General features: G+C 63.7%; 8 protein-coding genes and 1 pseudogene. 4 read left to right on the top strand and 5 right to left on the bottom strand.

Annotated elements, in window-relative coordinates; genetic code table 11:
* Positions 1-10: 10 nt before the first annotated feature.
* Both HOV91_RS08195 and HOV91_RS41025 read right to left on the bottom strand, forming a co-directional pair.
* On the bottom strand, positions 11-1249 hold the full coding sequence (locus HOV91_RS08195) for an SNIPE associated domain-containing protein (RefSeq protein WP_246349916.1): 1239 nt from the start codon (positions 1247-1249) through the stop codon (positions 11-13).
* Between the two features lie 60 nt (positions 1250-1309).
* A pseudogene (locus HOV91_RS41025) lies at positions 1310-1408 on the bottom strand (DUF2510 domain-containing protein); the annotation flags it as partial.
* 563 nt (positions 1409-1971) lie between these two features.
* Between HOV91_RS41025 and HOV91_RS08190 the strand changes: the two are divergent.
* From HOV91_RS08190 to HOV91_RS08180, 3 genes are all read left to right on the top strand, one after another.
* Positions 1972-2682 carry a competence protein CoiA family protein gene (locus tag HOV91_RS08190; RefSeq protein ID WP_174184824.1) on the top strand — a complete coding sequence of 237 codons (711 nt, stop codon included), beginning with the start codon at positions 1972-1974 and terminating at the stop codon, positions 2680-2682.
* Between the two features lie 566 nt (positions 2683-3248).
* On the top strand, positions 3249-5627 hold the full coding sequence (locus HOV91_RS08185; RefSeq protein ID WP_312884516.1) for a UvrD-helicase domain-containing protein: 2379 nt from the start codon (positions 3249-3251) through the stop codon (positions 5625-5627).
* A 58-nt stretch (positions 5628-5685) separates the two neighbouring features.
* Positions 5686-6096: a hypothetical protein gene (locus tag HOV91_RS08180; protein WP_174184823.1), complete on the top strand. Its 411-nt coding sequence runs from the start codon at positions 5686-5688 to the stop codon at positions 6094-6096.
* A gap of 171 nt (positions 6097-6267) precedes the next feature.
* Here HOV91_RS08180 and HOV91_RS08175 read toward each other — a convergent pair whose 3' ends face one another.
* Positions 6268-6459, bottom strand: coding sequence for a hypothetical protein (locus HOV91_RS08175; protein ID WP_174184822.1), 192 nt, complete (start codon positions 6457-6459; stop codon positions 6268-6270).
* A 186-nt stretch (positions 6460-6645) separates the two neighbouring features.
* Here HOV91_RS08175 and HOV91_RS08170 point away from each other — a divergent pair, with 186 nt between their 5' ends.
* Complete coding sequence (locus HOV91_RS08170) at positions 6646-8919, top strand: SEL1-like repeat protein (RefSeq protein ID WP_174184821.1); 2274 nt, start codon at positions 6646-6648, stop codon at positions 8917-8919.
* A gap of 263 nt (positions 8920-9182) precedes the next feature.
* Here the strand turns inward: HOV91_RS08170 and HOV91_RS08165 are convergent, their stop codons facing one another.
* On the bottom strand, positions 9183-10358 hold the full coding sequence (locus HOV91_RS08165) for an McrC family protein (RefSeq protein WP_174184820.1): 1176 nt from the start codon (positions 10356-10358) through the stop codon (positions 9183-9185).
* Between the two features lie 5 nt (positions 10359-10363).
* Complete coding sequence (locus HOV91_RS40795) at positions 10364-12604, bottom strand: AAA family ATPase (protein ID WP_174184819.1); 2241 nt, start codon at positions 12602-12604, stop codon at positions 10364-10366.
* Between the last annotated feature and the right edge of the window lie 2 nt (positions 12605-12606).

The following is a 12606-nucleotide window of genomic DNA, read 5'->3' as shown; positions in this document are numbered from 1 at the left end:
TGTCTCGTTATCAGTGCTGGTTCGTGTGCCGCGACGCCTCGCGGCTGCGGCGGTAGTCCTCGGCCTCGGCGAACTCGGTGAACACCAGCAGTTCTCCGGCGAGTTCCTGCAGGTGTTCGCGCACCTCCGCGGGCGTGGCGCGGAAGAATTCGCGGCGGGAGTTGACCAGGTTGACGCGCCGGTGTGCCAGCCGGTCATGCAGTTCTTCTTCGATACCGGCGGCATCGGAGTCGTAGTGCATGGCGTGCACGTCGTACTTGAACGGCACCGACGAGTTGCTCAGATCGCTGATGCGGTCGTACGGGTCGAGGCGGCGGGTCATGCCGATCTGGACCATGTTCTCGCCGAACGCGCCGATGTTGGAGATGACGTAAACGTGACCGGCGCGCAGATTGCCCGCTCGGTCGGCGAGGGCGGTTCTCTTCTGTTCCAGGTCTGCGAGCTTGTCTTGCAGATCGCGTCCCTTGGCGGAGTCGGTGTCGCCGGCGGCTTCGAGCGCTGCGAGGGCAGACCTGTACTGCTGATGCTGTTTCTCGAGTTTCTGTTGCTCGCGTTCGATCTCCTGCTGCGCCTTGCGCTCCTCGCGCAGCCGGTCGCGTTCGTCGCGTTCGGCTTCTTTCTGGCGGGCGAGCTTCTCCAGGTAGTCGGCGGTCAATTCCAGTTCGCGGCGGCGGAGCTGGTGATACCACGGTGTGATGCGCAACTTCATGGTCTCGCCGAGTCGTTCGATGGTGGTTGCCAACCGCTCGAGGCGTTGCAGCGCGGTGTCGACCTTGTACGGTTTGAGAGTCCGGACGAGGTTGTCGGCCTCAGTGTTGTAGGCGCGCAGCATCAGCTTCGAATACTCGCGCATCAGCTTGCGGCCCTGGGCAGCAGAGCCGTTGACCTCCCAGCTCTGCGCGGTTTCGATCGCGCCGCCGTCACGTGCCGCGGCGGACTTGATTTCGCCTTGCAGCTGATCGAGCGCGGCGCGGTAGGCGACCACGTCCGACAGTGGATGACGGTATCGGTAGATACCGATCTCCTGGAGCACCTGTTCCTCTTGGGTGTTGATCACCTGCATGCGCACACTCTCCAGGCGCGCCTGCTCCGCGGTGATCTGCGCGGCGAGTTGCTCACGGTAGCGCTGAAGCTCGGCGACCTCGAGGCCACCCACGCCGGCCAACTCGACTCGCAGCCGTTGGATCTCGGCCAAGGCATCGGCCAGATCCTGAGCTTGGCGCTTCGCATAGGCGCGAGTGCCGAACATCGGCACCTTCGCAACCGTGGCCACGCCCCGCGGGGGCTGTGCAGCAACGTCTGCCGCTGGGGCGGGTACCGGGTCGCCGGTCCAGTCCACGCCGTTCCAGTATCTGAGAAGGCCTGGATTCTGCGGGTCTGGATACCAATTAGCGGGCGCAGAGCTCATGATCTTCCCCCTTATTGCAGTCGCTCCTTCGAGAATGCCATCACCGGCCCGCGCCGCACGACCCAAACGCACGATTGCGGGCGTTGTCAGTGCGGTCGTCCTACGGGGTCGCGGCGTTCGACCCCACGGCGCTGGCGGGCGGCGCGCATCGTTCTATGGCATCGCGAGCCGCCGACTTCGAGCCCTCGCCGCACGGCACGCCTCCGCGACAGCGGGTATTGCCGGGCTGGGGCCGGTTGTCGAGACCTCACCTGACCTTGGGGCCGGGTCGCGAAGTCACGCGCCGGTGTGGGCCGCCATCACTAGGCAGTCGAGTCGGCCGGTCGACATACATCTCGGACCGCCGTAGTATCGGTGTGGGTCGCATGTAGCCATAACGTCAATCCTGAAATGTTCTGGCGCTCAGTGTAACTGAAAATTCTCTAGAGCGACGAGCTCGCCTGTACTGACTTCGAGCCGGACCACCTAACGCATCCTGAGTCGAATAGCGCGGCCCCGCAGGGCTTCCCGCAGTGTTGTGCTGCTGGGAGGCGGTCGCCTATTCCACGAAGGGTGTTATCGAGGTGGGTACCTCCAACAATCTGACGGTGGCGCTGGACACGCTGAGCGATCAGTATGTTTGCGCGCCAACTGATGCCGTAGATTGTCGCCTCGATGATCTACGGGCCCATGGCTACACCGGTGATCGAACACTGGTGTGCGCACTGTGTTACGCGGGAGTCGGCGCACCGCCGGGCACTGTGGTGCCGGTGGTGGTGAAAGGCCGGGTCGGCGGTATGCGCCGACCGCACTTCGCGCATCCGGCGGGTCGTGGGCCTGTGGGCGGTGCGCACGATCCGGAATCGGTGTGGCATCTGATCAGCAAGACCGTTCTGGCGGAGTGGTCGCGAACCCAGCCGGGCGTCATCGACGTCCGCACCGAGATATGGCTGCCCAACCGTGAGCGGCGATCCGATGTGCAGGTGGTGTTCGCCGACGGCAACCGAGTCGTGCTCGAGGCACAACGTTCGCCCGTGACCGATGCGGATTGGAGCCGCCGCCACCGCGACTACGTACACAACGGCGTCGTCGATGCCTGGCTGTGGCACCCGGACAGTCCTCTCCCGTGGGTCGTCCTCGCCGACACCGACCACCCCCAGCAGATGTGGCTGTTCGATCCCTGGGCACCGGCGATTACGCTGCTGGTCGGCGCACCGCACACGCGCCCACACCCCGCAGCCGGGCCCCGCTGTGGTCGACCGTGTCGAGCACCTGCCGCCGTGTATCGGCGATGATCTGCGGCCCTACCGGTTTGCGCTGCATGACGTCGCGCTGACCCCGGCCGGCGTGCAAGTACCGCTCAGCCTGCAAACACGATTGGCTGCGGCGGCCGAGCAGGATCGGCGACGCATTCTCACCTCCACGCCCGAAGGCGGATGGATTCGCCAGTTATCCAACTCATTTGAGATCCGACCCGCAGCACGAAGATGAGGACGCGGAATGTCGAGGAGAAAGTCTCCCCCGCAGAGGAATCCGTCGATTCCGCAGCGCAGACCCAGCTCGACTGGCTCGCACTTCAAAACGCTGTGATGGCGGCCGGACACGACCTCGATTACCGCGACGCCCCCAACCTGCCTCTGCCGCCGACCAAGCCGCGCACAGTGCGCTGTACGCACTGCGCTGCAGTGATCCCACCAACTCTGGGACCCGATGCCGTCGCGCGGTGCCCGCAACGGCATCAGGCTACCGAAGCCGCGGCGCCGGTCGAACCCGGCATTGGTGTCGGTGGCGTGGGCTATCTTGGGGCTTCGGCAGATCCCACCGGGCTGTCATGGGGTGGATCGTTGAGGAGGGGCGCGTAGTGACCGTCGATACCGTCGTGGAGCTGGCCCTGTCCTGGGGTATTCGCGACTGCACCGTCGCTGTGGACCGATTCACTCAGCCCGTCTGGTCATACGAGGAGACCCTGCTGCTGGCGTGCCCGAGCCAACACACGACAGTGCATGTCGTGCGAAAGTCGTTCGAGCGCAATGGTAAACAGCTTCGCTACGTGGCATTGATCTGTCCCGGCTGCGCCCACGCCTACCAGATGGCCGATCTCGGATTCACCACGTACGCAGAAGTGCGAAACGCCTCCCGAGGACGCGGACCTCACCCTGGCACATCAGGAGCCGGCCAACCCCGCACCCCAGCTTCCACGGCCTCGGCGCGACCGAAGCACCGACCAACCCCGGAACAGCAGGACGTCATCGCTACTGCTCGGGCGGGGAAGAATCTAATCGTGCAGGCCGGAGCCGGTGCGGGTAAGACGAGCACCCTGGAGATGGTCGGCCACGCGTTGACCGGCCAGAAGGTCGCCTACATCGCCTACAACCGCGTAACCAAAGACGAAGCCAGAAAACGCTTCCCACGCCATGTCCACTGCTACACCTCCCACGGCCTGGCGGGCGACTATCTGAAGCGCTACCGTGACCGCCTGAACAACGCCCAACGCCAGCGGTCCGCCGACCAAGCTCGCATTTTGGGCATCACCCGCCACATCCCGCTCGCCTCCACCGTGTTACTGCCCCGCGACCTGGCGAGGATGGCGATGGAGACCGTGACCAGATACTGCCACTCCGCGCACACCGACATCGTGTCCCAGCACGTGCCTGCGCAAGTCGGCATCAGCACAGAAGAACTCGCCTACCTCGCCGACGCGGTGGTGCCGTATGCCCAGCGCGCGTGGGCGGACATCCGAAACATCGACGGCAAGTTGAAATTCGAACACGACCACTATTTCAAGATGTGGGCACTGAGCAACCCCCGGTTGCGTTTCGACGTCATCATGCTCGATGAGGCCCAAGACACCAACCCCGCCCTCGCAGCGGTCATCGCCGCCCAGGACGCCCAGCAAATCCTGGTCGGCGATTCCAACCAGCAGTTGTACTCCTGGCGCGGCGCTGTCGACGCCCTCAAGAACTGGGACAACGCCGACGAGCATCTAACGCTGCGCCAGTCCTGGCGCTTCGGTCCGGCGATCGCCAACGAGGCCAACCTATGGCTGGCCATGCTCGGCACCGATCTGAGGGTCCTCGGCAGCCCGCACCTGGCATCGACCGTCGGACACGTCAAACGCCCCCATGCCATCCTGTGCCGCACCAATGCCGAAGCGATAAAACAAGTCATTGACATCCTGCAAACCGGGCAACGCCCCGCACTGGTCGGTGGCGGCGGACCCATCAAACACCTCGCGGAGGCGGCGCGGCAGCTCAAAAACGGTCAGCCCCCAAGCCACCGCGAACTGTTCGCCTTCCGAACCTGGGCAGATCTGCAGGACTACGCCGAAAACGACGGCAAAGATCTCAAACCCTTCGTCGATCTCATCGACGAACACGGTGTCGAGGAGATCCTCGGCACCATCGAGCAACTCGCCGACACCGAAGACGAGGCCGACGTCGTCGTATCCACTGCCCACAAAAGCAAAGGCAGAGAATGGGACACCGTCGCCATCGCCGAAGACTTCCGCGAACCCGCACCCGATGACGACGGCAACCCCACCCCGATACCGGCGGCCGATGCCATGCTCGGCTACGTCGCCGTCACCCGAGCAAAACAACGCCTCGATCTCGCAGGACTCGAATGGATCTACGACTACCTCGAAGACGTGGCCACCGCCGCCCGCCGGCAGACACACCAGACCCCCTCACCCCCACCACGACAGTCAGCTCCCCCGGTGCAGATCTTCCCGACCAGAGTCCATGGCCGGAGCGCACTGGTCACCAACGCATTGATCGACCACCTGCAACGGTATGCAGGGCTGGTCACAGACCGCATAGAAGCACACGACTTGACAGGCAAGACCAGCGGTTACACCGTGCTCGTCTGCCACCATCAGAGGCACCCTGTCGTCACCGTCGCAACCACGGGACTGCGACTGTGCATGCCCGCCGACACCGAAATCGTGGTCACCGCCTACAACGACCAACTCGACCTCGCCCGCGCCCTGCTGGAACGAATCGCAATGACAATCCTCGTCCAACCCGGCAGCCTCGAACCCGGCCACCAGCTGGTCAGCACCACACCCATTGTCCGCAGCACCGATATCCGCGGTGTACTCGCCGCAGACCATCCCTACTTCAGCACCGCGTTCACCACCGTTCACGACGCGATCGGCAACGAACTCATCCAGCTGAGAACCCTGCTACCGCTCGTAGGCCAGGAGGTCGAAACACCCACCGCCACGGGGCAGAAACTATGATCAACAAATGGCTGCGGACCGACACCCGGCTACCCGATCTGACCCGTGGCAACATCGTATGACCAGCGATGCGCGCCAGGACAAGACGCCGACGACCGGTCGCGCCAGAGCGAAGCGATGTCCCGATGGCGGCGCACAACTCCATACCCGCTCGAATGCGGTCTACCTGTTGCCGCACGAAGGCGAGCAGGGTGCCATCGTGCGGCTGGCCCCCGATACCGATCTGCGCCGACAGCGGGCTACCACCGCAGCTGCGGTCACTCGCTGGCTGAGCGATCAGACAACTGAACCGCTTTGCCTCCGGCCGCTTCCGGGTGAACAGCCGGTGATCGCAGCCGGTGCGGTTGCAACCTTCTGGCCCTACTGTCCCACCACCGCTGCGGCGAACCTAGCCGACGTTGCCAGCTTGCTGCAGCACACCCGCCTCGCGAGCTTGTACTGGCGCAATCGCGGTCCCGAGCGACTTTGAATGCGCAAGGCTATGCGGATTCACAGTCGGAGGTCAAACTTGAAACGTTCCGCCGATTGATCGTAGTTAGGAAGCCCGGACGGTCGGCTCGTACGCCGAGCCGACCGCTTCAAAGGATGACCTCATCTTGCAGCAGGGCAACCGGCGAGGGCGTGCAGCGTAATAACGACTTCACAGAGTGCCGAGGTGGGTGAGTAGTAGCACGGTTAATGTGACTGTGCCGGCGAATCCAACTGCGCCCTCGCGGATGGCGACGGCAAGGTGTGCTCCACGTGTGCGAGCCAGCAGTGCGGTGGCGATGCCCACGATGGTGCCGAGCAGCAGCGCGATAGCCAGCAGCAGGGCTCTGGTGGTGCTGTACATGGTGGTCGGCCTTTCGATCCAGCAAATGTTGATACCCGTCCAGCAGACAGGCATGGATCACTTCCGCCAACCACGTCGGACGAGCTAGGGTACGTGAATGCGCATGTCAGGCATATATTTTCGCGCTCAGGATTCGTGTCGACTCGCTCCGACTCACCGCGAGTCGCCCGATCAGTCACCCGGTCGATGACCAAAGGCGGGTCACGAGAGCAGTTCTTCACCAAGCTGCACGCCTTGTATCGCGAGGCGCAGTCCCCAGACTTGCCTTTGGTCGCAAAGGCGACCGGAATATCTGTCGGTACGCTCAAGGGCTGGTTCGGAGTGGAGTCGAGGGAGCCGAGGGTCCCCCGCACCGACAAGCAGTTCAAGCCGTTGCTGGAGTTTCTGCTGCACCGGACCGGGAAGACCCGCATCACCCAGCATGAGATCAACCTCTGGGCCGAACTACGGAGTGCTGCGTATCAGCGGAAACGAAAAGGACCGGCGGCCCTTGCCTCGTCTGAGGTGTGGGCTGGATTGGCGCAGCAGCTCGGAGCCGATCGCGGGCTGCCTTGGGGACGAGATCTTGATCCCTATCAGCTGGGGGCCACGCCGACTCAGTTTGGTCAAGCCGGGCGGGCGGAGTCTGCTGAAGACCCATACCTGCCGCGTACCGCCCGAAAGGTCGACGCCGAGATCGACGCGGCGCTCGACCGGCAGGGCATGGTGCTCATCACAGGACCCTCGAAGGCGGGCAAGACGCGCAGCCTGTTCGAAGCTGTCCGCCGGAAGCTGCCCGATGCCCGGATCTTGGTCCCTGACCGACACGCCCTGCATCTGATCCCAAATCATCCCGGGTTTGTCGGCAGTACTGACACGATCGTTGTCTGGCTGGATGACGTGCAGAAGTTCTTCGCCACGGACAATCCGCTCACCCTGACGATGCTTGCGCATCTGACTGCACGTTCGGCGCAAACCGTCGTAGTTGCCACGCTCCGCAGCGAGGCGCTTGACCGCCTGACCCATGACACCAGTGAACTGACCCACGACATCCGCGCCCTGTTGGAGCAAGCACACAAGATCGAGATTGCCTCGACCAGCGAGGACGCCGACGAGCAGGCCGCTGCAGCCGCGCTATACCCATCCTTGCAGCTCGAGTTGCATAGTCCGGACAGCGAGCAACCTCGCCCGCGATTCGGGCTTGCGGAAGTGCTTGCGGGAGCACCCGCTCTTCTACGCCAATACGACGTGGCTCGTTTCCAAGACCCGCCGCTGCACGCCGTCATCCAGGTGGCAATCGACTGGGCGCGGATCGGCCGTTTCGACGCCATACCCGAAAGGACGTTGTCAGAACTTGCCTTGGCAGCCACCGACATCGCACGTTGCCCGAACCTGAGCCTTCCCCGCATCGAGGCCGCGATCTCCACAGCACGAGAGCCGGCTGAGGAAACCGGGTACACCTCTGCCCTGATCGCCACGCTGCTCCCTGACGGTGGCATCGGCTACAGGCCCTTCGACTACCTGGTTGCCGCCGACGACGGCGAACACCAACGCACACCCCGCCCCATCCCACGCCCCTTCTGGCGCACAGCGACAGACGGAGCCGAAACCGCGATCCGGAACATGGTGGCCATTACCGCACGGTTGCGCGACGAGACAGACGAAGCGATGTGGTTGTGGCGCTGCGCCGCTGATGCTGGCGAGCCCACCGCCATGTATAACCTAGGCTCTCTATCGCGTGAATGCGGCCGCGACCGGGACGCCGAAACCTGGTACCGCCGCGCCGCCGAAACCGGCGAGCACCAAGACGAGGTCGCCCTCGATGCCATAGAGAGACTCGCAGCGCTGTCAATCAAGCGCGGCGACATCGACGAAGCGATCTCATGGTACCGCCGCGCCGCCGACAGAGGTGCCGCCAAGCCCATGCTCCCCCTAGCGGCCTTGCTCCGCAGTCGCGGTGATACCAAGGGTGCCGAAGACTGGCTCCGACGCGCCGCCGGAATCGGCGATACCACCGCGATGGTGCAATTGGGAGCGATGCTGCGTGATCGCGGTGATTCCAAGGGTGCCGAAGCCTCGTTCCGACGCGCCGCCGAAATCGGCGACCCCGAAGGCATGTCCGCACTTGGAGTTCGGCTGTATGGCCGCGGCGAAACCACGGAGTCCGAATACTGGTTGCGACGCGGCGCTGAAGCTGGATGCGTCTACGCTGAAACCAATCTCGGAGTGCTACTGGCTGAACGAGGCGACGAGGATGCCGAAATGTGGTTACGCCGCGGCGCCAACAGCTGGGAACCCACCGCCATGATCAACTACGCCGTATTTCTGCGCGACCGAGGCGACACGGACGAAGCCAATAAATTCTTCAATTTTGCCTACTTTCTTAACGAGTATCCGGGCCTCCGATTCCCGAAAAGCTTCACTGAAGCTGTAGAAATCCCTTTTGTTTTGCACGGTCAGCGCTCGGCGCGAAACAACTAAGGGCATTCTGACACATATCAGCGCGATCGTTATGTCGGCAAATATGCAAGAACCTCGCCAGCGAGCGGTATCCCCCATCACGCATGCAGCCGGCTGCCCCCCGGGTTACAAGTGTCTATCTCGGAACTCAAGAACCACTGTTCGATCGCACGAAATTAACACGTGAGTTTCGAACGTTTGGGACTGCTGCAGGATTCGGCGACAGGTTCGGTCACGCGGCCTGACTGGCCGATGGGGTCATGATTCCTTCATATCGACGGGCGTCAAACGCCCGAGGCTGTTCTGCCGGCTACGGCGCTCGCGATACGGCTGGCTTGCTCGACGATGCGGTCCGTCGGCTGCGAGAGATCGAATACCCAGGTGTGGAGCTTGGTGCCAGCCTCGCGCACAGTACAGGAGCTGCGTGCGTCCCCCGAGGCGTATACGAGGTGTCCTTCGGGCACTCCGAGAGCGGTGCAGTAGGCGAGCATCTGGTAGAGGTCGGTGTTGGGCCGCTCGTTGTCCTCCACCCGCTTGTATTTGGCGTCAAGGACTGCGACAGGTCGACCGCGCCGTTCCCATACGAGATCGGGACGGATGCGCACTTGCCGCATCGTGTCGAGATGACCGGGGTATTGACCGCGCAGTCGGCCTCCGTGAGTTTCGAGTGCACGTCGGAGTGTGAACGTGAGCCAATCTTCGAATACCTTGTTCAGGTCGAAGAGGAACCCGCTGGCCGCAGCGGATCCCGGAGGCTGATCAATGCTTCGTCCGGCGAGAACGATACGAGCCAGTCGGAGCGCCGGTTGATAGTTGCGTGTCAGCCTGCTCGACGGGGTGGCGGGCAGCATGTCCCCGACGATCAGCGGGGTGACGTCAGCCAGAGTGGTCAGCAAATGACGAAGACCCGCGTGGGTTCTCTGCGGTAGGCCCGGGACACGGAGCAAGCGGCGAGTGGCGCTGAGCAGGATTCGGTTCTCTGGGATGTCGACGGTGTAGTCGTCGTAGCGGATTTCCAGCGGCACGGCGAGGCCGAGACGACTGCGCATCTGGTCTGCTTCGCGCAGGCGGCCACGCAGAAGCGGAAGCGCTTCTTCGACGGTGCGGTAGCCCTGGAGCACTCCATGGGAGAGAGCTCGGCGGGCTGCGGCGTGAAAGGACACTGCTACCGCACTGACGAGGTCGTCGACAGTGGCGAGGTCGACGATGTCGTCCTCGCGCCACCCGCTGGGGTCCTGGGCATGGCCGAGCAGCCACAGCAGCCGGTGGATCCCGATCTTCGGGGTGATTCGAAGTTCGACCTCGCCGCATCGAAGCACGCCGACGTATGACGAGGCTTTGAGTACGGTGCGGCCTTCCAGGTCTGCGCTTACTTTGACCGCGCCGGTGGCTGTGAGAGCATCGGCGATGGGCCGGGCGATCGGGCTGAACGCTCGGGCTTGATGTTCGGCCAGGGTCAATCGCCTCACGTCGGTGGTTCGCCAATCTCTTCCTCTGGTATGGCATCCTTTCGTGGTCGGGTGGGCGTGGTGGTGCGGTTGCGGAGGGCGTCTAGGCCGTAGAGGGCGTGGAGATCGACGTTATCGCCGATATGCCGTTCTTCCAAAAGCGGCATGATGTGGTGTTTCCAGATGCGGGCGAGACCTGCGTCGGTGCCCGCCCGCGGGTTCATTAGGTAGGAGGGCCCTATGGCGGTATCTCGATCGGCGACGCGGGCGTTGAGTGCGTCCAGCAGGTCGGCACGGTCGGCCGGTAGGCCGTGGGCGTGGAGCCAGCAGCGCAGCATGTCGGCGACCGGGGGTTCGCCGGGAAACAGTCCCTGCCAGGAGAATCGCCGCCGCATGGCCGAGTCGACGAGGGCGATCGACCGGTCGGCGGTGTTCATTGTGCCGATCACGTAGAGATTCGGTGGTAGCCGGAAGTCCTCGGTCGGCGAATATTGCAACTGCACCGAACGGTCCCGGTATTCCAGGAGAAAGTAGAGCTCACCGAAGACCTTGGCGAGGTTCGCGCGGTTGATCTCATCGATGATCAGCACATAGGCGCGGGTGACGTCCTTGTTAGCTTCATTGACGAGCAGTTTCAGCGGTCCGTCTTCCAACTCGAACGCGACGGTGCCGGGTGTGGTGCCGCGCTGCGGTCGGAAGCCTTCGAAGAAGTCCTCGTAGGAGTAGGACGGGTGAAACTGAACGAGTCGATGCTCGCCACCAGTCTGCTCAGTGAGGAACTGGGCCAGCTCCTGTGCCAGGTACGTCTTGCCGGTGCCTGGCGGCCCATACAAGATGATCTGCTTCTTCTCCCGCAGTAGGTCTACCGTCTCCGACAGCCACTCGAGGTCGACGAACAGCTCATCGGCGAGCTCGGCAGTGGGCTCGGGCAGCACGACCGGTTCGCTGACCGGCGGTTCAGGGATGTCTTCGGTGGGGTCGAGGTCGGGGTCAATTCCGGCCAGCGCAGCAAACTCGGCGACCTGGGCCCCGAGGCTGCTGACAGTCATCTGCCCGGAGAGCCGGTCCCTGGCGGTGGAGGTCAGCTGATCCCTGGTGAAAGGGGCGTCCGCGTTGGCCCATTGAACGGTACGTCGGCGGCTGTTCAGGTGCTCGGGTGATTCGGTCCATGTCGCCGGGCCGGCGACCGTGCCGACATAGACCTCCGTGCCATCGACGGTGACGATCATGTCGCCTGGTTGTATTTGGTTGAGGAACCGATCGAGCACGCCGACATGGATCGAGCGCTGCTTACTCGTGAGATCCGGTTGTCTTTCGGCGAGCTGAGCATCGATCTGGGAACGAGAACACCCGACTGGCAGTTCGCCAAGCTCGGGGTACGCGAGCGAGCAGTAGCCCTTGGCCAGCCACTCGGGAACCAGGTTGCGGCCATGTACATTGGCTCCCCGCACAAGCCAGCCCCGCAGTTCAGCTTCGCCGTCACCGGAGGCTGCGCGTGGGCGCCAGCGCCTCTCGATTTCGCTGTCGTAGAAGTCGATATCCTGGCCCCGTTGCCGTTCGAGTTCATCTCGCAACGCGGCGAGATCGCGGTCTTCGTCGCCGGTCGGGTAGGCCAGGTCGGCGGCGAGTCCTTCGACGATCAACTGCTTATGACGGCGGGACACGATGCGTTCGAAGGTGTCAGGGAACACCAGGTGCAGCAGAGCGTTGCGCTGGCTGTACGCGCTGTTGATTGGGATGGAGTCGGCGATATTGCGGAATGCCCACGGGTCGGTGAGTGCATTCTGCCGGGCATCCAGTGGGAGCGCCTTCCACGCCACGACGAACCGAACCAGCCAAGCGAGTTGCCGGTCGCGGTACGTGCGGTAGGCCGTGCCAGCGCTGCCGAACCCGGTCTCAAGCGCCGCATCAAGTTCCGCTGGCACCTGGATCGGCTCGGGCGCGAACGCCAAGACTGTCAGCAGAAGGTCGCGTTTCGCCGTTCCGCCGAAGTCGTTTGGAGCGAGCAGGTGCAAATACAGCAGCTCGGCCGCGAGCTGGACCGTCTCTTGGGGAGCCTCAGCGAGCTGCCGTCCCAGCTTCTCGGTGAAACTGGCGGCGCCGAGCTCCGGCGCGTTGACGAACCGCTGGAGTAGATCATCGGCGGCTACGGCTGTCCACACTGGACGGCCACGTGTGAAGGCGGAATCATCGTTGGCGAGGCCGGCGTCGATGACGTGCCGGGCGGCGGTGTACAGGCGACTGTTCTGGTGGGACACGG

The organism is Nocardia barduliensis, from assembly GCF_013315795.1.
GTDB classification, from domain to species: Bacteria; Actinomycetota; Actinomycetes; order Mycobacteriales; family Mycobacteriaceae; genus Nocardia; species Nocardia barduliensis.
The sequence above is the reverse complement of the archived record's forward strand: the minus strand, read 5'-3'. Positions and strand labels throughout refer to the sequence as shown.